At 71.7% G+C, this 23,036-nt stretch carries 18 protein-coding genes and 1 pseudogene; 8 read left to right on the top strand and 11 right to left on the bottom strand.

Features of this window, described 5'->3' with window-relative positions:
• Window positions 1-249 precede the first annotated feature (249 nt).
• Together ACZ5ON_RS15810 and ACZ5ON_RS15805 are read left to right on the top strand one after the other, a co-directional pair.
• Window positions 250-1,143: a class I SAM-dependent DNA methyltransferase gene (locus tag ACZ5ON_RS15810; RefSeq protein WP_465591693.1), complete on the top strand. Its 894-nt coding sequence runs from the start codon at window positions 250-252 to the stop codon at window positions 1,141-1,143.
• Between the two features lie 272 nt (window positions 1,144-1,415).
• Complete coding sequence (locus ACZ5ON_RS15805; RefSeq protein WP_465591691.1) at window positions 1,416-3,200, top strand: ATP-binding SpoIIE family protein phosphatase; 1,785 nt, start codon at window positions 1,416-1,418, stop codon at window positions 3,198-3,200.
• A gap of 79 nt (window positions 3,201-3,279) precedes the next feature.
• Here ACZ5ON_RS15805 and ACZ5ON_RS15800 read toward each other — a convergent pair whose 3' ends face one another.
• The 3 genes from ACZ5ON_RS15800 to ACZ5ON_RS15790 all read right to left on the bottom strand — a co-directional run bounded on the left by ACZ5ON_RS15800 (window position 3,280) and on the right by ACZ5ON_RS15790 (window position 6,113).
• A complete protein-coding gene (locus tag ACZ5ON_RS15800) occupies window positions 3,280-4,011 on the bottom strand; it encodes an HNH endonuclease (RefSeq protein ID WP_465591688.1) in 732 nt (243 codons plus the stop codon).
• On the bottom strand, window positions 4,008-5,084 hold the full coding sequence (locus tag ACZ5ON_RS15795) for an AAA family ATPase (RefSeq protein WP_465591684.1): 1,077 nt from the start codon (window positions 5,082-5,084) through the stop codon (window positions 4,008-4,010). The genes ACZ5ON_RS15800 and ACZ5ON_RS15795 overlap by 4 nt, the downstream gene beginning before the upstream one ends.
• Window positions 5,085-5,171: 87 nt before the next feature.
• A complete protein-coding gene (locus tag ACZ5ON_RS15790; protein WP_465591681.1) occupies window positions 5,172-6,113 on the bottom strand; it encodes a LysR substrate-binding domain-containing protein in 942 nt (313 codons plus the stop codon).
• Window positions 6,114-6,247: 134 nt separating this feature from the next.
• Here ACZ5ON_RS15790 and ACZ5ON_RS15785 point away from each other — a divergent pair, with 134 nt between their 5' ends.
• Both ACZ5ON_RS15785 and ACZ5ON_RS15780 read left to right on the top strand, forming a co-directional pair.
• Window positions 6,248-6,799 carry a peroxiredoxin gene (locus ACZ5ON_RS15785; protein ID WP_344638681.1) on the top strand — a complete coding sequence of 184 codons (552 nt, stop codon included), beginning with the start codon at window positions 6,248-6,250 and terminating at the stop codon, window positions 6,797-6,799.
• A 2-nt stretch (window positions 6,800-6,801) separates the two neighbouring features.
• Window positions 6,802-7,338: an alkyl hydroperoxide reductase gene (locus tag ACZ5ON_RS15780; protein WP_465591677.1), complete on the top strand. Its 537-nt coding sequence runs from the start codon at window positions 6,802-6,804 to the stop codon at window positions 7,336-7,338.
• Between the two features lie 129 nt (window positions 7,339-7,467).
• On the opposite strand, the gene ACZ5ON_RS15775 is transcribed toward ACZ5ON_RS15780, so the two are convergent.
• The 4 genes from ACZ5ON_RS15775 to ACZ5ON_RS15760 form a co-directional block, all read right to left on the bottom strand.
• On the bottom strand, window positions 7,468-8,799 hold the full coding sequence (locus ACZ5ON_RS15775) for an AI-2E family transporter (protein ID WP_465591674.1): 1,332 nt from the start codon (window positions 8,797-8,799) through the stop codon (window positions 7,468-7,470).
• A gap of 487 nt (window positions 8,800-9,286) precedes the next feature.
• Window positions 9,287-9,991 (bottom strand): aggregation-promoting factor C-terminal-like domain-containing protein, encoded by a 705-nt coding sequence (locus ACZ5ON_RS15770; protein ID WP_449806468.1) that lies wholly within the window; start codon window positions 9,989-9,991, stop codon window positions 9,287-9,289.
• Window positions 9,992-10,472: 481 nt separating this feature from the next.
• On the bottom strand, window positions 10,473-11,807 hold the full coding sequence (locus tag ACZ5ON_RS15765; RefSeq protein WP_465591669.1) for a PhoH family protein: 1,335 nt from the start codon (window positions 11,805-11,807) through the stop codon (window positions 10,473-10,475).
• A gap of 222 nt (window positions 11,808-12,029) precedes the next feature.
• The gene (locus ACZ5ON_RS15760) at window positions 12,030-12,824 is read right to left on the bottom strand and encodes an isoprenyl transferase (protein ID WP_465591666.1); all 795 of its coding nucleotides are present in this window, start codon (window positions 12,822-12,824) and stop codon (window positions 12,030-12,032) included.
• A gap of 407 nt (window positions 12,825-13,231) precedes the next feature.
• On the opposite strand from ACZ5ON_RS15760, the gene ACZ5ON_RS15755 reads away from it, so the two are divergent.
• Window positions 13,232-14,881, top strand: a complete 1,650-nt coding sequence (locus tag ACZ5ON_RS15755; protein WP_465591663.1) for a chitinase — start codon at window positions 13,232-13,234, stop codon at window positions 14,879-14,881.
• Between the two features lie 98 nt (window positions 14,882-14,979).
• Here the strand turns inward: ACZ5ON_RS15755 and ACZ5ON_RS15750 are convergent, their stop codons facing one another.
• Entirely contained in the window at window positions 14,980-16,428 is a 1,449-nt protein-coding gene (locus ACZ5ON_RS15750) for a S41 family peptidase (RefSeq protein ID WP_465591660.1), read from the bottom strand.
• Between the two features lie 219 nt (window positions 16,429-16,647).
• Window positions 16,648-17,277: a prepilin peptidase gene (locus ACZ5ON_RS15745; RefSeq protein ID WP_465591656.1), complete on the bottom strand. Its 630-nt coding sequence runs from the start codon at window positions 17,275-17,277 to the stop codon at window positions 16,648-16,650.
• Between the two features lie 100 nt (window positions 17,278-17,377).
• Here ACZ5ON_RS15745 and ACZ5ON_RS15740 point away from each other — a divergent pair.
• Together ACZ5ON_RS15740 and ACZ5ON_RS15735 are read left to right on the top strand one after the other, a co-directional pair.
• A pseudogene (locus ACZ5ON_RS15740) lies at window positions 17,378-17,752 on the top strand (hypothetical protein); the annotation flags it as partial.
• Between the two features lie 372 nt (window positions 17,753-18,124).
• A complete protein-coding gene (locus ACZ5ON_RS15735; protein WP_465591653.1) occupies window positions 18,125-19,339 on the top strand; it encodes a pyridoxal phosphate-dependent aminotransferase in 1,215 nt (404 codons plus the stop codon).
• A gap of 184 nt (window positions 19,340-19,523) precedes the next feature.
• On the opposite strand, the gene ACZ5ON_RS15730 is transcribed toward ACZ5ON_RS15735, so the two are convergent.
• A complete protein-coding gene (locus ACZ5ON_RS15730; protein WP_465591650.1) occupies window positions 19,524-21,347 on the bottom strand; it encodes a phosphoenolpyruvate carboxykinase (GTP) in 1,824 nt (607 codons plus the stop codon).
• Between the two features lie 277 nt (window positions 21,348-21,624).
• On the opposite strand from ACZ5ON_RS15730, the gene trhA reads away from it, so the two are divergent.
• Entirely contained in the window at window positions 21,625-22,377 is a 753-nt protein-coding gene (trhA, locus tag ACZ5ON_RS15725; protein ID WP_465591647.1) for a PAQR family membrane homeostasis protein TrhA, read from the top strand.
• Between the two features lie 480 nt (window positions 22,378-22,857).
• Here trhA and ACZ5ON_RS15720 read toward each other — a convergent pair whose 3' ends face one another.
• Window positions 22,858-23,016 (bottom strand): GNAT family N-acetyltransferase, encoded by a 159-nt coding sequence (locus ACZ5ON_RS15720; RefSeq protein ID WP_465591644.1) that lies wholly within the window; start codon window positions 23,014-23,016, stop codon window positions 22,858-22,860.
• Window positions 23,017-23,036 lie beyond the last annotated feature (20 nt).

Here is a 23,036-nt window from a genome sequence, read left to right as displayed (position 1 = left end):
CTCAAAGGCCAGTGCAGTGTGCCCGAAGCACTGCCGGGAGGAAAACGGACGGAGCGGGGGCTGGAGCGGGGAAGCCCGGCGCGCCGGCAGGCACGACAGCGAGTAGCGGGACACGGAACCAGCAGGGCAACAGGCAGCACAGTGACGCGGGAGCGTGGCGGACCGCAGCAGGTGGCGAGGCCGGGGGCCGAGGGCGGCCGCCGGTCCTGCGGCCGTGCTGCGGCCAGGGTGGAAAGGTGCCTCGAAATCGTGACGACCGGACAGATATCCGATCCCGCCCAGAGCCGCGGGCCCGCCTCCGCCGACCAGCGGGCCGACCATACGGCCGCCCGGCAGACCGACCACGCGGCCGCCCGGAACTCCGGCCGTACGACCGACCGGCAGACCGGTCGGCCGACCACCCGGCAGACCGACCCGCACGCGGACGACCGCGCCGGCCACGACGCCGGTCAACAGGAGAGCCGGCGCCGTACCGAGCGTGCGCTGCAGGCGGTGGCCTTCGACACCATCGGCGCCCGCTACGGCGAGGTCTTCCCCGCCAAGGCCGGCCAGTTGGAGTGCGGCGACTGGCTGCTGGCCGAACTTGAGCCCGGTGCACCCGTCCTCGACATCGGCTGCGGCACGGGGGATCCGACCATCCGCCAGCTCTCCGAGGGCGGCCTGCGGGTGACCGGGGTCGATCTCTCCGACGGGATGCTCGCACTGGCCCGCCACACCGTCCCGGCGGCCGCGTACCACCGGATGGACATGTACGACCTGGCCACGCCGCGCGCCGTACACGCCTGGGGCGTACCGGAGTTGGGCCCGGAGGCAGCGGGCAGCCTCGCCGCCGCGGCGGCCTTCTTCTCGCTGATCCTGCTGCCCCAGGACGAGATACCGGTGGTGCTGGCCCGGATCCGCGAACTGCTGCGGCCCGGGGGGCTGCTGGCCCTCGGCATGGTGGAGGCCGACCTCGACTACGCGCCGCTGCCCTTCCTCGGGCACGAAATCAGGATCAGCGGCTACCTGCGCGAGGAGCTGGAGCAGACGCTGGCCGAGGCCGGCTTCACGGTCGAGGGACACTCGGGCCACCCGTACGCCCCCGCGAGCACCACCCTGCCGCCGGAGGAGCAACTGTTCCTGCGGTGTCGGCGGACCGGCTGACGACCGCGGTGGATCCACCGGCGGGCCGGGCTGCGAGGCACCCGGCCGCGGCCCGGCGCCCGCGGCCCATCGACCGGGGATCCACCACCCGCGGGGCCCACCGCCCGCGGGACACATCGAGAAGCACGAACGATCGGCCACCGGATCGCTGAACTCCCCCAGACCCCTACGACCACCGGAACGGGCAGCCCGTGCGCGACCACTACCAGCCCCAAACCGGGCAGCCGCCCACCGTGCCCATCCAGCGCCGCTCGCCACCCTCGATGACGCCCATGACCATTCCCCCGCCCGCACCGCCCGCCACCACCATCCCGCCGCAGACCCCGGCCGGACGCCGGCCGATCGCCGAGCGACTGGCGTACCTGGACAGCGCCGCCCGGCGGATCAACAGCTCGCTCGACCTGACGGCGACCCTGCGCAACCTCGGGCGGGTCGTGGTCCCGGCACTGGCCGACGCCGCCGTGGTGCACCTGCGCGACCCGCTGCCGAACCTCGAACGCGACCCGGGCTGCCCGACCGCCCTTCGGATCCACCACGCCCACGGCACCCGGCTCGGCCGCTGCTCGCCCGTCCTCCGCGTGGAGCCGGACGGAGTGCTCGCCCGAACGCTCCGCCAGCAGCTGCCGTCCGGTCCGGTGGTCCTGGGCACCCCGTCCGCCGCCGGGCTGCGCCCGCTGCTGGAGGAGCTGTACGGCGCCCGTACGATGGCCCGGCTGGCGGCGGGCACGGCGCTGCTCGCCCTGCCGCTGCGCGGCCGGAAGGCGGCGCTCGGACTCCTGCTGCTGATCCGCCGGCCGGGCAAGGTCCCGGCCCAGCAACCCGTCGTGGCGGACCCGGTGACGGCCGCCTTCGACGCCGCGACCGCCTTCGATCTCGCGGACACCGCCACCGCCACCCACCTGGCCACCCAGGCCGGGCTCGCGGTGGACACCGCGCTGCGCTACTCCCGCGAGTGGGAGATCGCCGACGAGCTGCAGCGCAGCATGCTGCCCGCCCATCTGCCGCAGCGGCACGGCGTCCGGCTGGCGCACCGCTACCTGCCCGGTGAGAGCGGCGCCCAGGTCGGCGGCGACTGGTACGACTCGGTGCCACTGCCGGGCAACCGGATGGCGCTGATCGTCGGCGATGTCATGGGCCACTCACTGACCTCCGCCGCGATCATGGGCCAGCTGCGCACCAGCGCGCAGACCCTGGCCGCCCTCGACCTGCCGCCGCACGAAGTGCTCTACCACCTCGACGAACAGGCCCAACGACTGGGCCACGAACAGCACTTGGCCACGTGCGTGTACGCGGTCTACGACCCGATCGCGAACCGGGTGGTGCTGGCCAACGCCGGACATGTACCGCCCGTCCTGATCCATCCGGACGGCCGCAGCGAGCTGCTCGACCTGGAGCCCGGCGCGCCGATCGGGGTCGGTGGGGTCGACTTCCAGTCGGTCGAGCTGCCCGCACCGCCCGGCTCCGCGCTGCTGCTCTTCACCGACGGACTGGTCGAATCCCGGCGCCGCCCGATCGGCACCGGCCTGGAGGTGCTGCGCAGCCGCCTCGGCAACACGGACCCGCGCTCGCCCGAGCAGCTCTGCCAGGAGGCGCTGCGGATCCTCCCGCCCGGCGACCGGGCCGACGACATCGCGCTGCTGGCCGCCGCCTTCGACGGCATCCCGGCCGAGGACGTCGCGTACTGGTACCTCCAGCCCCGGCACGAGACGCCCGGCCGGGCACGCCGCCTGGCCGGGCACGCGCTGCGCCGCTGGGGACTCGAACCGCTTGCCGAGAACACCGAGTTGATGGTCAGCGAACTGGTCACCAACGCCATCCAGCACGCCACCCGGCCGGTCACCCTGCGGCTGGTCCGGACGTCGGTGCTGCGCTGCGAGGTCGGGGACGACAGTCCCGTCCTGCCCCGGGCCCAGCGGGTCGGACCGGAGGACGAACGGGGGCGGGGGCTGCAGATAGTGGCCAGGTGCGCGGACCGCTGGGGCGCGACCAGGCTCGGCGCGGGCAAGGTCGTCTGGTTCGAGCAGCGGCTCCCCCGGCCGTCCGGGCGCGGCTGCTGAGCCGGCCGGGGCGCGGCAGCTGCGCGGGCTGCACGCGCCGAAGGCCTACGGCTGACCGCGCCCCAGGCGCCCCGGCCGGTCAGGTGAACCGCTCGTCCAGGCAGGCCAGTTGCCCGAGCGCCGCATGGGCGTCCGTGCCGAGGACGGTTTCGGCGAGGGACGGGGTCCGGGCGAGGCGGACGACCGCGCGGAACACGTCGGCCTGCCAGAGCATCGCGAGGGCGTCCGCCAACTCCCGTGCGGTCGCCGGGGACACGCCGCTCTGCTGGCGCCACTCCCGCAGCAGCGCCTTGACCACGGTGAAGGCCAGTCGCCGCCCCCGGACGAGTTCGCCGCGCGAGTTGAGGCCGAACACGTCTATGGTGGTGTGGCCCTTGGCCGTCAGTCCCTGGTAGGCGCCGGACTCCAGATAGAGCAGCAGATGGTCGGCGGGGTCCTCGCGGGAGGGGTCGATCAGCAGGTGGGCACCGGTGACGGGGTCGCAGGGGAACTGGTCGCGCTTGAGGTTGCTGTTGCAGTAGGCGCAGGCGAGCAGGTGGTTGTGCCAGTCGAAGGTGCGCAGCGGGGCGCGGGCGATCGGCTCGAAGTGGTCGATGTCGGTGCCGAGGCTGTCGCCGCAGTACATGCAGCGGACCAGACCGGGGGCCATCCCGTGCAGCAGGGTGCGCAGCCGGGCCTTGGTGTCCCGGGCGTCGCGCCAGGCCGCCCGTCCGGTGGCGGTGGTCGCCCCGGAGATGCGGAGCCCCTCGGTGCGCCGGGTCAGCTCGGCGGCCAGTCTGCCGCGCAGCGGCGGGCGCTGGAGCGGGATCACCTGTTGCCGCCTCGTCGTGAGCGGGCCTCGTCGACCCGGGCGGTGAGCGGACTGCCCAGGCGGGCACCGAGTGCGTGGTACTCGGCGATGTCGGCCTTGGAGGCCTTGCCCGTGTACAGCTTGCGCTCCAGCGCGATCAGCAGCTGCCGTTCCTCCTCGGCCTGCGGGGAGTGGGCGCTGGGCAGGGCGAAGAGCTCGGTGAGCGCGACGTCGTCGCCACTGCCGTAGGCGATGCGCTGGTGCAGGTCCTCGTCCAGGACGTAGGGCGGGGCCTGCTCGGTGGGGCCGGGCAGGCGGACCAGGCCGCCGGGGTCGGCTGCCTGGCAGATGTAGGGGCTGTGGGTGGTGACCAGGAACTGGACCTCGGGGAAGTGCGCGACCAGCCAATCGCCGAGCCACTGCTGCCGCGCGGGGTGGAGGTGGGCCTCGGCCTCGTCGATCAGGGCCAGGCCGGGCGCGGGGGCGATGGGCGGTTCGCCGTCGATCACCAACTCCTCGTCCGGATCGGCCGCCTGGGCGCTCCTGAGCAGGTCGAGGACGAGGGCGAGGACGCTCCTGACGCCCTCTCCGAGAGCGGCCGCCGGCAGGGTGTTGCCGCCCCGGGTGACCCAGAGGCCGTCCGGGTCGATCCGGGCGATGCGGTGGCCGTCGGGCAGCAGTCCGTCGCCGAGCAGTGCGAGTGAGGAGTTGCCGCGCTGCCCGGCCAGCCAGTGCAGGCCGGCGGCGAGGCCGGCCGAGCCGTGGAGGCGGGTGGCGACGGCCCCGGCGCCCGCGGCGGGGTCCGAACGGTGCTCGGTGCAGCCACCTTCGGTCCGGCTGAGCCGCCAGCACAGTTCGTCCGCCCCGGCGCCGGTGATCCGCACCTCGCCCTCGCCCAGCCAGGACGGGTCGCCGGGCCCGTGCCCGAGCGCGTGGGCGACGGCGTGCAGCAGCGCGGTCTTGCCCGAGCCGCCCGGCCCGGCGAACACCGTCCAGCCGGCGTGCGAGCCGTCGGGCCTGGTCAGCTCCAGGTCGAGGCTGCGTTCGCCCTGGAAGCCCCCGATGTTCTCGATCCCGATCCTGGCGACGTACATGGCGGCCACCCCTCAACCGATCGGCACGGCACATGGGTTGAGTACCCGTCGGCGGAGCCGCTCGAACGGCCCCGGTGGACCGCCGGGTCACGACACGATGCGGACCGGCAGGTCGCACAGCGCCTCGCGCAACGAGGCGGCGAAGCGTTCGTACTCGCCACTGCGCGCCGAGCCGGGGCGGGTGGCGAGGCCGATCCGGCGGCCGGGGGCCGGATCGGCGAAGCGCACGGTGGCCAGCCGGTCGGTGCGACCAGCCTCGACGTCCAGGGCGGTGGCGGGCAGCAGGGTGACGCCGAGTCCTCCGGCGACCAGCTGGACCAGGGTGGAGAGCCCGGCGGCCCTGGTCGAGCCGCCCGAGGTGTCGGCACCGACCTCGCGGCAGATGTCCAGCGCCTGGTCACGCAGGCAGTGGCCCTCCTCCAGCAGCAGCACGTCGAGGTCGAGCAGCACGTCCCGGGGTACGCCGGTGCGCCCGGCCAGCTCGTGGTCGGGTGGGGTGACCAGCACGAAGTCCTCGTCGAACAGCGGGATGTCGCGGGTGGGCGACGCCCCGCCGGCCGGGAGCGCGAGCAGCAGCAGGTCGAGCCGACCGGCGGCGAGTCCCTCCAGCAACGAGGGGGTGCGCTGCTCGTGGACGTGCAGGTCCAGGTCGGGGTAGCTGCGGCGGACCAGCCTGAGCACGGCGGGCAGCAGGTACGGGGCGACGGTCGGGATCACGCCGAGGTGCAGCGGACCGGTGAACGGGCGACGGGCCGCCTCCACCTCCTCGGTGAGGTCGTACAGCGAGGCGAGCACCCGGCGCGCGTGCTCTGCCACCCGCTCCCCCAGCGGTGTGATGATGACCTTCCGCGTCGTGCGCTCGACCAACTGTGATCCGAGCGTCTCCTCCAGCGCCGCGACCGCTCCGGAGAGGGCCGGCTGGCTGAGGCCCACAGCGGTGGCCGCATCGCGGAAGTGCCGGTGCTCGACGACCGCCAGGAAGGCCTTGAGCTGGGCGATGGTCGGGGTGCGGGACTTGGGGTGATGCAAGATACTGATAGCTCTCTCCGATCAGATGAATCGAGTCTAGCTATTTCCCCGATCAGTGAGCGGTGTGTCAGGCTGGGATCCGTCCGCAATCCGGACGGTCCTCCCCTCAATCGCATCACACAGGAGAAGCGAACGTGCTCACGATCGGTGACAAGTTCCCCGAGTTCGAACTCAACGCCTGCGTCGACCTGGACGCCGCGAACGCGTTCGCGCAGATCAACCACAAGACCTACGAGGGCAAGTGGAAGATCGTCTTCTTCTGGCCGATGGACTTCACCTTCATCTGCCCGACCGAGATCGCCGCGTTCGGCAAGCTGAACGAGGAGTTCGCCGACCGTGACGCCCAGATCCTCGGCGTCTCGGGCGACTCCGAGTACGTCCACCACGCCTGGCGCAAGGACCACAAGGACCTGCGTGACCTGCCCTTCCCGATGCTGGCCGACGTCAAGCACGACCTGATGCGCGCCTGCGGCGTCGAGGGTGCCGACGGCCTGGCCCAGCGCGCCGTCTTCGTCGTGGACCCGAACAACGAGGTCCAGTTCGCCATGGTGACCGCCGGTTCCGTCGGCCGTAACCCCAAGGAGGTCCTGCGGGTGCTGGACGCCCTGCAGACCGACGAGCTGTGCCCCTGCAACTGGAACAAGGGCGAGGAGACCCTCGACGCCCAGGCCCTGCTGGCCGGCTGATCATGGCCCTCGACGAACTGAAGGCGGCCCTGCCGGACTACGCCAAGGACCTCAAGCTCAACCTGAGCGCGGTCATCGGCAACTCCGAGCTCCCCGCCCAGCAGCTCTGGGGCACCGTGCTGGCCTGCGCCATGGCCACCCGGAGCGCCGCCGTGCTGCGTGAGCTGGAGCCCGAGGCCAAGGCGAACCTGACCCCGGAGGCGTACACCGCCGCCAAGGGTGCCGCCTCGATCATGGGCATGAACAACGTCTACTACCGGACGCTGCACCTGCTCTCCAACGACGAGTACAGCACCATGCGCGCCGGGCTGCGGATGAACATCATCGGCACCCCGGGCGTGGAGAAGGCCGACTTCGAGCTGTGGTGCTTCGCGGTCTCCGCGATCAACGGCTGCGGCCAGTGCCTCGACTCGCACGAGCAGGTCCTGCGCAAGGCGGGCGTGGACGCCGCGACCGTCCAGGCGTCGATGAAGATCGCCGCCGTCGTCCAGGCCGTTGCCGCGACCCTCGACTCCGAGGCCGTCCTGGCTGCGCTCTGACGCACGCGACAACGCGGAAGGCCCTGCTGGACACATCGTCCGGCAGGGCCTTCCGCGTTCTCCTGGATGAGCCTCCGTACCGCTGGAGGCGGCCTGCAGGGCGCTGCCCGCGCCCCCGGCGGTACGGCCCTACCGTTCGGCCGCCCCGCGAGCGGCTTCGAGGGCCTCGAAGACCTGCTGGCCGGCCGCGTTGCGCTGGCGCAGGTGGGAGACGACGGTGTTGGTCACCGCGATCAGCGGGACGGCCACGATCGCGCCCCCGATCCCACCGATGATCGAGCCGGCCGCCACGCCGAGCACCACACCCAGCGGGTGCACCCGGACCGCACGGCCGAGGATCAGCGGCTGGAGCAGGTGCCCCTCGATGTTCTGCACCGCGACCAGCACGACCAGCACCATCAGTGCGATGAACGGCCCCTGCGTCACCAGTGCGATCAGTACCGCGATGGTGCCGGTGACCAGTGCGCCGACCAGCGGCACGAACGCTCCGAGGAAGACGATCACCGCCAGCGGCATCGCCAGCGGTACGCCCAGCAGCTGGATGCCGATACCGATGCAGAGCGCGTCGATGAAGGCCACGCACACGGTGCCGCGCACGTACGCGGTGAGGGTCGCCCACGCCTTCGGGCCCGCACCGGCGAGCGCGTAACGGGAGTGCCGGGGCAGGCCGCGCAGCAGCCAGCTCCAGATCCGGGCGCCGTCGTAGAGCAGGAAGAAGGTGGTGAAGGCGGCCAGCAGGACGCCGGTGAGCACCTCGACCGCTATCGTCACACCCGTGAACCCGGCCGAGGTGATCTGGTCCGAGTTGGTGCCGATCGCGTTCGTGATCTGCTTGGCGAAGTCGTTGATCTGCTGCTGGGTCAGGTGAAGCGGCCCGGTGACCAGCCACTCGCGCAGCTGGTTGACACCGGCCTGGACCTTCCCGGTGACCGAGTTGAGGTTGGTGGACACCTGCCAGACCACGAACCAGCCGACCAGTCCGATCCCGGCCAGCCCGCTGAGGAAGGTCGCCGCCGCCGCCAGCGAGCGGGGCACTCCGTGCCGCCGCAGCCAGGAGACCGTCGGCTCCAGCAGCGCGGAGATCAGCAACGCGGCCAGCACCGCGAAGGCGACCAGCCGCAGCATGTCCACCACCCGGAAGAGCAGGTAGAGGGCCGCCGCGAGCAGCAGCAGCCGCCAGGTGGACTCGGCCGCCACCCGCAGCGTCCACGGCACCGCGTCGACCGGGTTCGCCGGACGGCCCGGTACGACGGCTTCACGGCCGTACGGTGCCTGGATCCGCTCGGCCCCGGAGCGCCGCTCGGATCCGTCCGGCAGCGGGGAACGAGGTGCCGGGACCTGCTCCATGGACAGCAGGAGGTCGTCCGGGTCCGCTACCTGTTCCTCCGCGGCGCGGACGGCCCGGCGCCGTTCCGCCAGTGCCGCCACCAGTCGCGAGGCGAGGGCTCCAGCCCCCGACACCGCGAGCACTCTTGCGCCCCGCGCCACCTTCGACACACCGCTCCCCGATCGGCTCTTGCTACGCCGTGGGTCGTCCCCGTCACGGCTGTCAGGGACGACGCTACCCGCCCGAACGGCTCGGGTTCGCCGTTGGAGCGAGGTGAGCGCGGGGAATCTCCAATGTCACAGCGGTAGAAACTATCTCAATATCGGATAATTCAGCGGTTTCGGACCGCGGTTCCACGGGGAGGGGTCGGGTGTAACAGAAGGCCAACTGTCGGCGGACCGGCCGGTGCCGGGGCAAACCAGGACCCTCCCCGGCCCCCGCGTCCGCATCTGGACCGCACCGCCCACCGGCGTCATGGTCAGCGCAGCGCTGGGCGGCGCGGCCCGCAGCTTTCCGGCCCACGGCGTGTCCGGCCCCGGCGCACTCAGGACCTCAGAGCCCGCGGAACGCTGAGAGGCCCCCGACCATGGCCGGGGGCCTCTCAGCGAGGCAGCTGCGCTCCTAGTACCACTGGTGCGCCTGCCAGAAGGACCAGGCGCCGCACGGCGAGCCGTAGCGGTCGTTCATGTAGTTCAGGCCCCACTTGATCTGGGTCGCGGGGTTGGTCCGCCAGTCCGAGCCGACCGAGGCCATCTTCGACCCCGGCAGCGCCTGGACCAGGCCGTACGCACCGGAGCTCGCGTTGGTCGCGGTGTAGTCCCAGCCGCTCTCGCGCTTCACGATCTGACTGAAGCACTGGAACTGACCGGAGTCGCCGATGATCGAGGCGGCCATCGCCTGGACCGAGCCGGGGTCGGTGGCGACGACGGCGGCCATCTCGGTCCGCGCCTTGGCGCGGTTCGCGGCCTCCTCGTCGGCCTGCCGCTTCTCCTCGGCGGCCTTGGCGGCCTTCTCCGCGTCGGCCTTCGCCTGGGCGTCGGCGGCGGCCTTCTGGCGCGCGGCCTCGTCGGCGGCCTTCTTGGCGGCGGCTTCCTGCGCGGCCTGGTCGGCGGCTGCCTCCTGAGCGGTGGCCTGCTGCTTGAAGTTGTCACTGACGGTCTGTGCGTGAGCGCCCGTCGGGACGTCGGCGAGCAGGGTGGCACCTGCGACGTCGACCGTCTGGGTGTTCTTGCCCTCGCTACCGGACGCCACGCCGACGACGGCACCTACAGCGGTGACCGCGGTGGCAGAGGCCACAGCGACTCCCCGGACCGAGATCCGAGTCACATGGTTTCCTTCCAGCATCGCCCGCGCGTGACCGTTCGGACGCAACATGCCCCTTGGCGCTGGTCTCCACAGGTGCTGGTCACGGGAGACTCGGGCCCGGCGCCGGGCCGAGACCGAGTCGGACAGGCGTGTGGATCGGGCGGCATACGGCTCAAGCGGTGTTCAGTTGTCCGCCCGCCGACCGGAGTTGCCGGGCGAGTTGTGCCGTATGCGGGGCCTGACAGAACCCTCACCATGCCGCACCAGGGCGTGTCTACGCAATTCCCGGTTGCGTGGCGCATCTCACAATTCCCGCGAGCAGCGGGTTTGCCGGTACTCCAGAGAAGGGACAGTCAGATGTGGTGACAGCCAAGGGACCTGCCGCTATGCAGCAGGTCCCTTGATCCCGTTCTAGGGTGATTTGCCCCGATGTGGCGTGTCATTGACCACCCGTTCGCCTCAGGGCGCCCCGGGTCGGCGCTCCGTTCGGCTCGTGCCGGTCTCAGGGCTGGATGTCCTCCAGCATCTCCGTCACCAGGGCGGCGATCGGCGAGCGCTCGGAGCGGGTGAGTGTGACGTGTGCGAACAGCGGGTGGCCCTTGAGCTTCTCCACCACCGCGACCACGCCGTCGTACCGCCCGACTCTCAGGTTGTCGCGCTGGGCCACGTCATGGGTGAGCACCACCCGCGAACCCTGGCCGATCCGGGACAGGACGGTCAGCAGGACGTTCCGCTCCAGGGACTGCGCCTCGTCCACGATCACGAACGCGTCGTGCAGCGACCGCCCCCTGATGTGGGTCAGCGGCAGCACCTCCAGCATCCCCCGGGCGATCACCTCCTCGATCACGTCCGGGGTGGTGACCGCGGACAGGGTGTCGAAGACCGCCTGGGCCCACGGCCCCATCTTCTCGGCCTCGGTGCCCGGCAGGTAGCCCAACTCCTGCCCGCCGACCGCGTACAGCGGACGGAACACCATCACCTTGCGGTGCTGCTGCCGCTCCAGCACCGCCTCAAGGCCGGCGCAGAGCGCCAGCGCGGACTTGCCGGTGCCCGCCCGGCCGCCCATCGAGACGATGCCGACCTCGGGGTCGAGCAGCAGTTCCAGGGCCACCCGCTGCTCGGCGCTGCGGCCCCGCAGCCCGAACGCCTCGCGGTCCCCCCGGACCAGCCGCACCCGGCCGTCCTGCGCCACCCGGCCGAGCGCCCGGCCGCGCTCCGAGGTGAGCACCAGACCGGTGTGCACGGGCAGTTCCTCGGCACCGTCGATGTCCACCGCGACGTCGTGGCCCGCCCCGAACAGGGCGTCCACCTGGTCGCCGGACACATGCAGCTCGGACATCCCGGTCCAGCCCGAGGTGATCGCCAGCTCCGCGCGGTACTCCTCGGCCAACAGCCCGACCGAGCTGGCCTTGATCCGCAGCGGCAGGTCCTTGGAGACCACGGTGACGTCGTAGCCCTCGGCCTGCAGATTGCGGGCGACCGCCAGGATCCGGGTGTCCGCCTCGCCTCCGCCCGAGCGGTACCCGGCCGGCAGCGCGGAGGGGTCGGAGTGGTTGAGCTCGACCCGGATGGTGCCGCCGAAGTCGCCCACCGGGATCGGCTCGTCGAGCCGGCCGTGGCGGATGCGGTAGTCGTCCAGCAGGCGCAGCGCCTGGCGGGCGAAGTAGCCCAGCTCCGGGTGGTGCCGCTTGGCCTCCAGCTCGGTGACCACGACCACCGGGAGGACCACCTCGTGCTCCTCGAAGCGCGTCATGGCGAACGGGTCGGCCAGGAGCACGCTGGTGTCGAGAACGTACGTGCGCCGGTCTGGTGTCCGGCGGCTCTTGGTACTGACCACTAGGCCTCCCGAGCGGATGACCCAGCGTCACCCGCGGCAAGCCGGTCCCCGCGACCCCGGTGGCCGGGGTACCGGTCTGACTGGGGTATTCCCAGGCGAACCGTGGTGCATTCCCGCCGCACGGAACTGACGGATCATTGTCGACGAACGTTTACCCGAACGCCTCACGGGCAGACGATCTGAACTCGATTCAGCGCCCCGGCGGCTTGGAACCGACGTCCGTCACAGGCCCAGTCGGCGGTGGCGCAGCTGGTAGTCACGCAGCGCGCGGAGGAAGTCGACCTTGCGGAAGGCCGGCCAGTACGCCTCGCAGAAGTAGAACTCGCTGTGGGCGCTCTGCCAGAGCAGGAAGCCGGACAGACGCTGCTCGCCGGAGGTCCGGATGATCAGGTCGGGGTCGGGCTGGCCGGTGGTGTAGAGGTGTTCGGCGATGTGCTCGACGGTGAGGATTTCGGCCAATTCCTCGATCGAGGTACCCCGGCCGGCGTGCTCCTGGAGGAGCGAGCGGACGGCATCGGCGATCTCGTGCCGGCCGCCGTAGCCGACGGCGACGTTGACGGTGACGCCCTGGACGTGCTCGGTGGCCTGGGCCGCCTGCTTGAGCACCTCCGCGGTGTGCTCGGGCAGCAGGTCGAGCGCGCCGACCGGGTTGACCCGCCAGCGGCGGGCCTCGGCCAACCCGCGGACCGCGTCCTCGATGATCCCGAGCAGCGGGACCAGCTCCTCGGCCGGGCGGGAGAGGTTGTCGGTGGAGAGCATCCAGAGCGTGACGACCTTGACGTGCGTCTCGTCGCACCAGCCCAGGAACTCGCTGATCTTGTCCGCCCCGCGCTGGTGCCCGTACTCGGTGGTCCCGCCGGTCGCCTTCGCCCAGCGGCGGTTACCGTCCAGGATGACCCCGATGTGGTGCGGGGTGTTGTCGAGGTGCACCTCGACCCGGCGGCCGTAGAGCCGGTATGCGTTGTCCAGCAGGCTGCGCAGACCCGGCGTGCGCTCGACCACATCGCGCAGACCCATGACGTTCGGCCCCTCCGTGCTTGGTCCCCCGGTGCGACTGAAAACCCCCGCCGCAGCCTACTCCCGCACGGGTGCACGAAGGTAAAGCCGCACGTAGCGAACCTGTCACAAGAGTGAACAGAAACCCTCGGCCCTATGTGGATCCGATGTGGCTGCGGTCGCGGGCGGCCCCGACGCGGTCGCGGCCGCCGTGGACACGGAACGGTCACCGGTTCCTTAACCGGGCCGTAAGACGGGTTCCGGATGCTTGACGCCCGCCATTGGTCTAGTCCAGCTTTCTGTGTGAGGGCGGCGGACGGCGGCGCGTACCGACCCCGCCCCCGACAGCCCTACCGCGGACCACCCTCCCCCACACGGAACCGTCGCGCCCCACCGCGGCGGCTCCCCTCTTCCCACGGAGCGCCTCCATGGCCCGTACGCTGCAGCCGCCGTCCCACCGGCGCCGCCGAAGCACTCTCCCCACGGCCCTCGCGGCCGGCACCACCGCGCTCGCCCTGGCCGGCGGCGGCCTCGCGCTGTTCACGGGCAGCGCCGGCGCGGCGGTCGGCGACCTCGTCGCCAACGGCGGCTTCGAGACCGGCACGCTCGCCGGCTGGAGCTGTACCGGCACCGCGAGCGCGGTCTCCTCCCCGGCGCGCTCCGGCTCGTACGCCCTGCAGGGGATTCCGGGCGGTTCGGACACCGCCGACTGCCGGCAGACCGTCAGCGTGCTGCCCAACACCCGCTACACGCTGAGCGGTTGGGTCCAGGGCCCGTACGTCTACCTGGGTGTGAGCGGCACCGGCGGCACGGACCCCTCCACCTGGTCCAGCCAGAACGGCTGGAACCAGCTCGGCACGACCTTCACCACCGGCGCCAGCACCAGCACCGTCACGGTGTACGTGCACGGCTGGTACGGCCAGGGCGCCTACGGCGCGGACGACATCGCGCTGACCGGCCCTGCGGGTACCTCCTCCCCGACGCCGGCCCCGAGCACCTCCTCCTCCCCGTCGAGTTCGCCGTCCTCGCCGTCCTCGTCGCCCGGCGGGCCGAGCAGCAGCCCGAGCAGCAGCCCCACCTCGGCCCCGAGCGGCAGCTCCAGTCCGGCGCCGAGCTCCTCCCCGAGTTCGTCGCCGACCGGCAGCGCCCCACCGAGCGGGTCCGCCACCCCGCCGAGCGGACCCCTCCCGGCGCACCTGCTGACCGGCTACTGGCAGAACTTCGACAACGGCGCCACCGTGCAGCGGCTGCGCGACGTGCAGAGCGCCTACGACATCATCGCGGTCTCCTTCGCGGACGCGACCGGTACTCCCGGTGCGATCGGCTTCACCCTGGACCCGGCGCTCGCGAGCAGGCTGGGCGGCTACACCGACGCGGACTTCAGGGCCGACATCGCCGCCGAGCACGCGGCGGGCAAGCGGGTCGTGCTTTCGGTCGGCGGCCAGAACGGCACCGTCACGGTGAACAGCTCCGCTACCGCCGACAGCTTCGCCAACAGTGCGTCCGCCCTGATCCGGAGCTACGGCTTCGACGGTGTGGACATCGACCTGGAGAACGGTGTCGACCCCGTCCACCTGGCACAGGCACTGCACACCCTGCAGAGCAAGGTCGGCTCCGGCTTCGTACTGACCATGGCACCGGAGACCATCGGGATGTACAGCACCTCGGGCGCGTACTTCCAACTGGCGCTGAACACCAGGGACATCCTGACCGTCGTCAACACTCAGTTCTACAACTCCGGTGGGATGAACGGCTGTGACGGCAAGGTCTACAACCAGGGCACCGTCGACTTCATCACCAGCCAGGTCTGCACCCACATCCAGGGCGGTCTGCGTCCGGACCAGGTCGGCATCGGGGTCCCCGCCTCCGGCAAGGCGGCGGGCGGCGGTTACGTCGACTCCACCGTGGTGAACCACGCGTTGGACTGCCTGGCCACCGGTACCAACTGCGGCAGCTTCGTCCCGCCGACCAGGTGGCCGGCCATCCGCGGCGCGATGAGCTGGTCGACCAACTGGGACGCCGCCAACGGCAACGACTTCTCCGCCAACGTGGGCGCCCACGTCCACGCGATGGCGTAACCCCCTCGGGACGCCGCCTTTCGAGGATGGGCGGTGTCCCGGCCGAGGCCCGTCGTGCCTGCCGGATGCGGCGGCCTCCTGGCTACGGTGGCCGGACCCTACCGTGGCCGGGCCTCGGCGGCCGGTCGGACCCCGCTCTTCAGGAGGGAGACCGCACGGTCGAAGGCGGAGTCGCGGTGGTGGCCGAACTCCTCGTCGGTGAAGACCGGTTCGCGGTACTGCGGCGGGATGCCCGGCCCGTCGAACGTGCGCCCGGAGCGGGTGCGGAACTCCTCGTTGGGCAGGCCGATCTGCCAGCCGTTGGGGAGGGTGCGCTCCAGGATGTCCGAGAACACGCCCTGGGTGGACTGGCCGATCCGCACCGAGCCGCCAGGGCGGTCCATCAGCGCCTGGGTGAACGTCTCCCCCGCGCTGACCGTGGAGCCGCTGGTCAGGACCGTGACCGGGCCGGTGTAGCGGGCACCCGGGGCGGGCTGGACGACGATCGGCTGTGGACGGGTGAACGCGCTGGGATCGGCCGGATCGTCACGCGTCACCTTGCTGTACGCGAGGTACCCACGGTCGGTGAGCCGCGAGGCGATCTGCAGACCGAGGCCGTCGGAACCGCCGCCGTTGATCCGCACGTCGATGATCAGACCGCTGAGCCGGGCGGTGCGCTCCGGGGTGAGGATGTCGTCCAGCGCCCGCTGCAGCTCGGCGCTGTTGGCGGCGTAGCTGTCGTCCGGGTCGTCCGTGTAGCCGCCGAAGCCGGAAATCCTGAGGTAGCCCTGGCCCTTCGGCAGGTCCGCGTAGCCGATCCGGCCCTTGGCGTAGGACCGCAGCTGCCCTCCGCCGAGGTCGCGCTCCTCGATGTAGGCACGGAGCCGGTCGTCCAGCTCACCGCTCGGCACGACCGTGCCGGGGCGGCCCTGGGCGAAGCGGCCGGTGCCCCCGGCCGCGATGAAGACGTGCGCGTCATACAGCGGTCGGACCATCTCGCTGAGGACGGCGAACAGTTGGGCGTCGCTGGTCCCCGCGTTGATCTGCGGCCGGTAGTGCTCCCTGGCGGCGTGCCAGTCGATGCCCTTGGCGGCGAAGAAGGGGTAGTTCTCCTCGAACGTCTGCCAGAAGACGTCGAAGGTGGCCACCCGATCGGCCGGCGCGGGCCGACCGCAGTCGGCGGGCAGGGACGGAACACGGTGCAGCATGCGGTCGCCGGGTGAGCCGTCGATGTGCAGGGCCGCGCCGGCCTGGCCGGACAGGACCCGGACGGTGAGGACGGTCGCATCGGGGCCGGTGAAGGTGACCGCCCCCGGGGCGGTGTGCGAGCGCTGGGCGTCGTCGCCCTTGAGGCAGCTGATCGAGGTGGTCTGGTAGGTCTGGAGGCGGTCGCCCGCGATGGTGAGGACGGTGCCGTAGCCGTCCATCCGCCAGGTGCCGTCCGCCCAGCGGGAGGTCGTGGCGTCCGGTGGATGGCCGGCGGCGCTCGCCGGCTGGGCGCCCAGGGTCGATCCGCCCGTGATGACGAGCAGTGCGGCCGTGAGAGCGGTCCTGGCGGAAGAGTTCATGAGCGGCATGGTCGAGTCTCCCCGTGGTTGGCCTGACGCCGCACGACGTCCGGTGACCATGCTCCCGGCAGCGCCCCGGAGTGGCGATGGTGCTGGCTACCGAGTTCGGGTGGTGCCTGCACCACCCTGCCAGGACCCCCGTACGGATGCCGGGTACACCACGTGGGCGCCCGAGTGTGCCGGGGCGGCCGCCCCTTGGAAGCACACCCCTGCCCGGTGTCAGTGGAGGAGGACCGCCAGCAGTGCGCCGAGGAGCATGCAGGGCCCGAAGGGCAAGGCGTCGCCGCCCTTCATCCGGCGGGTCAGCAACTGCGCTCCGCCCCACAGGGCGGCGAGCACGAAGCCGTACCAGAAGCCGGCCAGCACGGTGCTCCAGCCGTACCAGCCGAGGACCGCGCCCAGGGTGGGGGCCAGTTTGGCATCACCGAAGCCCATCGGTGCCAGCAGTGCGAGCGCGCCGTAGCAGGCGCCGAGCGCCAGTGCGGCGTAGAGGCAGCGCAGCAGTACGGCGCCCTGGTGTTCGGTCAGGACGAGCAGCAGGGCCGTGCCGAGGGCGAGCGGGAGGGTGAGGACGTCCGGCAGCCGGTGGACGGCCACGTCGACGAAGGCGAGCACCACGCCGAACAGGGCCACCCAGGCCAGCGGCAGCACGAGCGGCCGGTGGGCGGCCGCGCCGACCGCCGCGCCCGTCCCGGCCGCGACCAGCCCGACCGGGAGGAGGCCGGGGCCGCCCGGGGTTCCGGGCGCACGCCACGGCTCGCCGTAGGGCACCGCGTAGCGCGCCGCCGCCGCACGCAGCAGCGGTGCCGCGAGCAGACCGCCCCCCGCTCCGACCAGTTCGCCGACCACAGCCGCCCCCTCCGCCCGAACGGGTCGAGCGTACGGCCCGTACCATCTGCGGAACCAGCGGCCGGTGATGGCGGATCACCTTGTGAACGGGGAGCAGTGCATGGAGCCCTTGGAGGTCACCGATCCGGAGGCGGTCGGACCGTACCGCCTCCTCGCCCGGCTGGGCGCGGGCGGGATGGGACGGGTGTACCTGGCCCGTTCGGCGGGTGGCCGGACCGTGGCGGTCAAGGTCGTCCGGCCGGAGCTCGCGGAGGACCGGGAGTTCCGCAGCAGGTTCGCCCGCGAGGTGGAGGCCGCGCGCGCGGTTGACGGCACGTACACCGCTCCGGTGGTGGACGCCGACCAGGACGGCCCGACGCCCTGGCTGGCCACCGCCTAACTGCTTTCCCCGGAGGGCGCCGCGGCGGTGCTGCGCCACGGCTGGCTGCCCGCACCGGTCACCGGGGCGCTGGCGCAGCACGCCGCGCAGGTGATGGACATGGAGACCCCGGCGCGCGGCACCGCCGCGGCATCGGTGGACGGCTACTCGCCGACCGGGGCGGACCATGCCCCCTCTCCCGGCACCGTGCGGCTGGGCCGCGGCGCCAAGGAGCAGGACCCGCCGTCCGTGCACGGCGCGCCGACCCTGCGCTGGACCTTCTCCGTCCAGGGCGCTTCGACGGACGACTGGTACCTGGGCACGGACGGCAAGCGGCTGTTCGCCCAGCTCGGCCCGCACATCTACGCGCTGCCGCCGGAGTAGGCGGTGATGAGCCGCCGCCGGAGTAGGCGGTGATGAGGGGAGAGCACCGGGCTGTGGCCCAGAGCACGAGGTGGCCGGCGGCCGAGCACCGTAGAGTACTCAGACATGCAGGTCATCCAGTCCAGCAAGCTCGCCAATGTCTGCTACGACATCCGCGGCCCGGTGCTCGACGAGGCTATGCGTCTGGAGGACCAGGGGCAGCGCATCCTCAAGCTGAACACCGGGAACCCGGCCCTGTTCGGGTTCGAGGCGCCGCCGGAGATCCTCCAGGACATCCTGCGGAACCTGGCCGGCGCCCACGGCTACGGGGACTCCAAGGGGCTGCTCTCCGCACGCCGCGCCGTGGTCATGCACTACGAGGATCGCGGACTGCACGACCTCTCGGTCGATGACGTCTTCCTCGGCAACGGGGTCTCCGAGCTGATCCAGCTCGCCATGACCGCGCTGCTGGACGACGGCGACGAGGTGCTGGTCCCGGCGCCCGACTACCCGCTGTGGACGGCCTCGGTCAGCCTGGCGGGCGGCACCGCCGTGCACTACCGCTGCGACGAGCAGTCGGAGTGGTACCCCGACCTGGCGGACATCGAGTCCAAGGTCACCGACCGGACCCGCGCACTGGTGGTGATCAACCCCAACAACCCGACCGGCGCGGTCTATCCGCGCGAGGTCCTGGAGGGCCTGGTCGAGATCGCCCGCCGGCACAAACTGGTGGTCTACGCGGACGAGATCTACGACAAGATCCTCTACGACGACGCGGAGCACGTCCCGCTCGCCACCCTGGCGCCGGACCTGTTCTGCGTCACCTTCAACGGCATGTCCAAGGCGTACCGGGTGGCGGGCTTCCGCTCCGGCTGGATGGTGCTCTCCGGCGACCGGGCGCGGGCCCGCAGCTACATCGAGGGCCTGAACGTGCTGGCGTCGATGCGGCTCTGCGCCAACATGCCGGCTCAGCACGCGGTGGCGGCGGCGCTCGGCGGGCGGCAGTCGATCAAGGACCTGGTGCTACCCGGCGGGCGGCTGCTGGAGTCCCGGGACGCGGCGTACCGGCTGCTGAACGAGATCCCGGGCGTGAGCTGCGTGAAGCCCAAGGGCGCGCTCTACGCGTTCCCGCGGCTGGACCCGCAGGTGTACAAGATCAAGGACGACCAGCAGATGGTGCTCGACCTGCTGCGGGCCCAGCGGATCCTGATCGTCCAGGGCACCGGCTTCAACTGGCCCGAGCCGGACCACTTCCGGCTGGTCACACTGCCGCGCCCGGAGGAGATCACGGACGCGGTCACCCGGATCGGGGACTTCCTCTCGGGCTACACGCAGCCCTGAGGGCCGGGCTGCACACGGCCCCGAACTCGCGCTGCCCGTGGCCTTGCGGGCCTGATCCAGGCGCCCGGGGGCGACGGAGAAGCGGCCGTCGGCCGGAGCGGGGCTCCGGCCGACGGCCGATGTCTTTTGAGCACCGCCGCCCCCGGTGAGGAGTAGGGGCGGCGGCCCCTCAAACCCGGGCCCGTCAGCCCAGGCGCTTGACCAGCGCTCGGTACTCGTCCCACAGCTCGGTCGGCGTGTGGTCGCCGAAGAGCTCCAGGTGGGCCGGCACCAGCGCCGCTTCCTGCCGCCAGATGTCCGCGTCGACGGAGAACAGCAGGTCGAGGTCCTCCTGCGGGATCTCCAAGCCGTCGAGGTCGAAGCCCTCGACGGCGGGCAGCACACCGATCGGGGTCTCGACGCCCTCGCCGGTGCCGTCCAGGCGCTCGACGATCCACTTCAGCACTCGGCTGTTCTCGCCGTAGCCGGGCCAGACGAACTTGCCCGCGCCGTTCTTGCGGAACCAGTTCACGTAGTAGATCTTCGGCAGCTTGTCCGCGTCGGCCTGGCGGCCGATCTTCAGCCAGTGGGCGAAGTAGTCGCCCATGTTGTAGCCGCAGAACGGGAGCATCGCGAACGGGTCGCGACGCAGCTCGCCCACGGTGCCCTCGGCGGCGGCGGTCTTCTCGGAGGCGATGTTCGCGCCCAGGAAGACGCCGTGCTGCCAGTCGAAGGACTCGGTCACCAGCGGGACCGCGGTGGCACGGCGGCCGCCGAACAGGATGGCCGAGATCGGCACACCCGCCGGGTCCTCCCACTCGGGGGCGATGGTCGGGCACTGCGCGGCCGGGACGGCGAAGCGCGCGTTCGGGTGGGCGGCGGGGGTGCCGGACTCCGGGGTCCAGTCGTTGCCGCGCCAGTCGGTCAGGTGGGCCGGCGGCTCGTCGGTGAGGCCCTCCCACCAGACGTCACCGTCGTCGGTGAGCGCGACGTTGGTGAAGACGGTGTTGCTGTGCAGGGTGGCGATGGCGTTGGCGTTGGTGTCCGTGCCGGTGCCCGGGGCGACTCCGAAGAAGCCGGCCTCCGGGTTGATCGCGTAGAGGTGGCCGTCGGCACCGAAGCGCATCCAGGCGATGTCGTCGCCGATGGTCTCGACCTTCCAGCCCGGGATGGTGGGCTGGAGCATGGCGAGGTTGGTCTTGCCGCAGGCGCTCGGGAAGGCGGCCGCGACGTACTTGGCCTCACCGGTGGGCGGGGTGAGCTTCAGGATGAGCATGTGCTCGGCCAGCCAGCCCTCGTCCCGGGCCATGGTCGAGGCGATGCGCAGCGCGTAGCACTTCTTGCCGAGCAGGGCGTTGCCGCCGTAACCGGAGCCGAAGGACCAGATCTCCTTGGTCTCCGGGAAGTGCGAGATGTACTTGGTGCTGTTGCACGGCCACGGCACGTCCTGCTCGCCCTCCGCGAGCGGGGCGCCCACGGTGTGGACGGCCTTGACGAACTCGCCGTCCTCGCCGAGCTGGTCGATCACGGCCTGGCCCATCCGGGTCATCACGCGCATCGACACGGCGACGTAGGCGGAGTCGGTGATCTCGACGCCGTACGCGGCCAGCGGGGAGCCGACCGGTCCCATGGAGAACGGCACGACGTACATCGTGCGGCCCTTCATCGCACCGCGGAACAGGCCCTTCTCGCCCTGGAAGACCTCGCGCATCTCGGCGGGAGCCTTCCAGTTGTTGGTCGGCCCCGCGTCCTTCTCCTGCTCGGAGCAGATGTACGTCCGGTCCTCGACGCGGGCGACGTCCGAGGGGTCGGAGGCCGCGTAGTAGGAGTTGGGGCGCTTCTCCTCGTCGAGCTTCCGGAAGGTGCCCTGGGCGACGAGCAGGTCGGCGAGGCGCTGGTACTCCTCGTCCGAGCCGTCACACCACTCGACGCGGTCCGGCTGGGTCAGCTCCGCGATCTCGCTCACCCAGGCGAGCAGGGCCTTGTGGCGGGTGGGCGCGGTTGCGAGAGCAGAGTTCTCGTACGACACGATCGCTCCGTTTCACGCCATCCCGGACAGGAGACGGCGTTGCGGGGGTTTGAGGGTGGTTACACCGTAGCCCCGCCATGCCAGCCCGAATACGGCGCCTTGGCGCTTTTGACGGAAGCTTTGCGCCACAGTGTCGAACTTGGGGTCGGTTTCGCGACTCCTCGAGCCCGATTGCGACCCTCGAACGTCGGGCTCGAACACTCCAGAACGTCCAAAAGTGAGTAGGGCCACTTTCTACGCATTGGTAACCTACGGTTCCGTAAGTAGCATGTTGGCCATGACTGCCGACCAGAGCACGGCCTGTGAGAACCTCCCCGAACCGCTCGCCGCCCCGGCCGTGCCGGCGGTCGTGGACCCGGCCGCGGCCCTTCCGACGGATCCGGTCACCGGCATGGTCAAGCCGAGATGGCGGGGCTGGCTGCACGCCGGGATGTTCCCGGCCTCGGTCGCCGGCGGAATCGTGCTGATCTGCCTGGCCCAGTCGACGGCGGCCCGGGTCGCCTGCACGGTCTACTCGGTCAGCGCCTGGCTGCTCTTCGGCGTCAGCGCCGTCTACCACCGCTTCACCTGGGGCCCGCGCGGCGAGGCCGTGCTGCGCAGGCTCGACCACGCGAACATCTTCCTGATCATCGCGGGCAGCTACACGCCGTTCACGATCCTGCTGCTGCACGGCGGACGGCGCCAGATACTGCTCTGGCTGGTCTGGGGTGGCGCGCTCGCCGGGATCGCCTTCCGGGTCTTCTGGGTCGGCGCCCCGCGCTGGCTCTACACGCCCTGCTACCTCGCGCTCGGGTGGGCGGCGGTCTTCTTCCTGCCGGACTTCCTGCGGACCGGCGGCGCCGCCGTCCTCACCCTGATCATCGTCGGCGGTGTGCTCTACACCCTGGGCGGTGTGGTGTACGGGCTCAAGCGGCCCAACCCGTCACCGCGCTGGTTCGGGTTCCACGAGGTGTTCCACGCCTTCACCCTGGGCGCGTTCATCGTGCAGTACGTCGGCGTCTCGATGGTCGCGTACAGCCCGGCCGGCTGACGGCGCCGCAGGAGCGGGCCCTCGTTCCGGCTCCGGTCAGTGCTGCCCCAAGCCGGGCGCGGGCGCGGGCGCAGCGCTCGCAGTGGGCCGCGTCCGGACCGTGGACGGCTGGCCCGGTCAGTGCCCTGCCCCGGAAGCGGCGGGCCACCCAGCCCATGAACACCAGGGTCTCGGCGGCGGCGACCACCCAGACCATCCGCTCCCCGCCGACCAGATAGCCGCCGACCACCGCCAGCGCCGCCGCCACCCCAGCCACAGCCCCCCAGAGCTGCCCATCCCTCGCCATCGGCGCCCCTCCAGCCGCATGACCGCATGCCACACCGTCTCCACCCACGGTGACACGCGTCCCTCCCCTCCGGGGCGAACGGGGGATCAACGTTGCATCAATTCCGTGTGAGGACCGGCCCGCAGGCGATCCGGCTAGTGGCCGCGACGGCGACCTCCGGTCGGCGGCCCCGAGGAGCGGCCCGGCGGGCCGGATCAGCCGAACTCCAGGACCAGGCAGTCCTCGACCGGACGGCAACCCGGCTTCCGGCAGATCGAGTTGCTGGTCGGATTGGCCAGGTCGGTGTAGAGCACCACCTCTCCGGCGCCCGCCCTGCGGGCGTGGACGGAACCGGCCGCGACCACGGCGGGCACACGGCGGTCGGGCGGCCCGC

It is taken from the genome of Kitasatospora sp. NPDC032150 (assembly GCF_055579945.1).
The sequence above is the reverse complement of the archived record's forward strand: the minus strand, read 5'-3'. Positions and strand labels throughout refer to the sequence as shown.

Bases quoted from the DNA above. Each gene is read 5' to 3' on its own strand.
- ACZ5ON_RS15805 (WP_465591691.1), top strand. From the start codon at position 1,416: ATGACCATTCCCCCGCCCGCACCGCCCGCCACCACCATCCCGCCGCAG.
- ACZ5ON_RS15795 (WP_465591684.1), bottom strand. From the start codon at position 5,084: ATGTACGTCGCCAGGATCGGGATCGAGAACATCGGGGGCTTCCAGGGC.
- ACZ5ON_RS15780 (WP_465591677.1), top strand. From the start codon at position 6,802: ATGGCCCTCGACGAACTGAAGGCGGCCCTGCCGGACTACGCCAAGGAC.
- ACZ5ON_RS15760 (WP_465591666.1), bottom strand. From the start codon at position 12,824: ATGGGTCTGCGCGATGTGGTCGAGCGCACGCCGGGTCTGCGCAGCCTG.
- ACZ5ON_RS15755 (WP_465591663.1), top strand. From the start codon at position 13,232: ATGGCCCGTACGCTGCAGCCGCCGTCCCACCGGCGCCGCCGAAGCACT.
- ACZ5ON_RS15750 (WP_465591660.1), bottom strand. From the start codon at position 16,428: ATGAACTCTTCCGCCAGGACCGCTCTCACGGCCGCACTGCTCGTCATC.
- ACZ5ON_RS15735 (WP_465591653.1), top strand. From the start codon at position 18,125: ATGCAGGTCATCCAGTCCAGCAAGCTCGCCAATGTCTGCTACGACATC.
- trhA (WP_465591647.1), top strand. From the start codon at position 21,625: ATGACTGCCGACCAGAGCACGGCCTGTGAGAACCTCCCCGAACCGCTC.